We start from the raw sequence: 1,144 nt of genomic DNA on the forward strand, positions 1-1,144 counted from the left end.
ACTGACAACTCATAACTCTATTGGGGGGGCTATGAAAGCTGTCATCCTCGTCGGCGGGCTGGGGACGCGTCTGCGCCCATTGACCTGCAACACGCCCAAACCGATGATCCCGCTGGTGAATCAGCCGTTTATCGAGCACATGCTGGAAAAACTACGCGACCAGGGGATCGACGAAGCGATCCTGGCCGTCCAATATCTGGCCGATCGGTTTCGTGAGGCGTTGGGCGACGGCGAGCGGCTGGGGATGCGGGTGCATATCGTCGAGGAGCCAGAGCCACGCGGGACCGCCGGAGCGGTCAAGAACGTCGAACACATGCTGGATGGCACGACGTTCGTGTTCAACGGGGATGTGTTGACCGACCTGGACCTGCGCGCGATGCTGGCCTATCATCGCGAGCGCGGCAGCAAGCTGACGATCGCGCTCACGCCTGTCGAGGACCCGACCGCCTTCGGGCTGGTCGAAACCGATGCCGAGGGGCGTATTCGCCGCTTCATCGAGAAGCCGAACCGCGACGAGGTGACCACCGATATGATCAACGCCGGCACCTACCTGATCGAGCCGGAGATCTTCCGCTACGTTCCGCCGGCGCAGCACTACATGTTCGAGCGCGGCCTGTTCCCGGTAGTCCTGCAGACCGGCGACCCGATGTACGGCTACCCATCGCGCGCGTACTGGACCGATGTCGGCAAACCCTCGACGTATCTGGAGGTGCATCACGATATTCTGATCGGCAAAGTGCGCTACCGGTTTCGCGGGCGCCAGATAGCCGATCGGGTGTGGCTGGAGGACGGGGCAGCGATCCACGATTCAGCGCAGATCGTCGGGCCGGTGGTGTTGGGGCCGGATGTGCGGCTCGAGCGCGGGGCGCGGATCATCGGGCCGACGGTGATCGGCGCGCGCTGTGTGATCGGCAAGGACGTGACGATCGAGGGCGCAGTGCTCTGGGAAGACAACGAGATCGCGGAAGGTGCCTCGCTCCGCTCGTGCGTTGTCGGGCGCGGCAACCGGATCGGCGCTAAGGCACACATCGCCGATGGAACGATCATCAGCGACGGCTGCATCATCGGCGCGGAGAATCGCCTGGAGCACGGCATCCGGTTGTGGCCGGCGACCGAGTTGAAAGATCATGCGATCACCTTCTGA

General features: G+C 63.5%; 1 protein-coding gene. It reads left to right on the forward strand.

What is annotated here, in order from left to right; all coding sequences use genetic code 11:
* Positions 1-1,144 (forward strand): NDP-sugar synthase (locus tag VNN55_04425; GenBank protein ID HWO56794.1); only part of this gene is annotated, 1,144 nt, incomplete at its 5' end.

It is taken from the genome of bacterium (assembly GCA_035559435.1).
Lineage (GTDB): Bacteria > Zixibacteria > MSB-5A5 > WJJR01 > WJJR01 > JACQFV01.